Annotated in this window: 1 protein-coding gene; it reads left to right on the forward strand. The window is 55.3% G+C overall.

The window, feature by feature from the left end:
- The first annotated feature begins 142 nt into the window (after positions 1 to 142).
- A complete protein-coding gene (locus ACK41V_RS23735) occupies positions 143 to 430 on the forward strand; it encodes a DUF4148 domain-containing protein (RefSeq protein ID WP_409786159.1) in 288 nt (95 codons plus the stop codon).
- Positions 431 to 580: the final 150 nt, after the last annotated feature.

Raw genomic sequence — 580 nt, forward strand, 5'->3', positions numbered from 1 at the left:
GTGGTTTTTCTTTGAACACCAGCGGCGTACAGTTCAACCCATCGATGAGCCGAACCCGCAAGGCGACTCACCGAACCCGGTTCAGGAATGGTTTTTGACCCGGCTTTTTTGAGACGCTTTTTTAACTTCAAGGATTTTCATCATGAACACCACCGCACGTTTCCTCTCCATTGCCGCTGTTGCCGCTTTCGCTTCTTTTGGTGCCCAGGCTGACGAAGCCGATGCTTCGCAGTTCGCTACGAAGTTTGAAACCAACCGCACCCGCGCTGAAGTGCAAGCTGAAGCAGCCACCGTCGCCCAGACCCGTTCCATCGAGCCAGCAGGTTCACGTGTGGTGACGTATTCGTCTACCGCTGACCGCAGCGCAGTGCGTGCCCAGGCCGCAGAAGCCGTTCGCACCGGCCAGATCCCTTCGGGTGAGCGTGGTTGATTCTTTTTGAATCCACCCAACCCACCGTCCCGTATTCCTTAGTACCTGGTTACCCCAAGTACCACCCCCTCATTTTTGATTTTTCAGGAGTTTCACCATGAACAAGACTGCACGTTTCCTCTCCCTCGCCGCTGTGGCTGCTTTCACCGC

The organism is Acidovorax sp. (assembly GCF_046291265.1).
Taxonomy (GTDB): Bacteria; Pseudomonadota; Gammaproteobacteria; order Burkholderiales; family Burkholderiaceae_C; genus Acidovorax.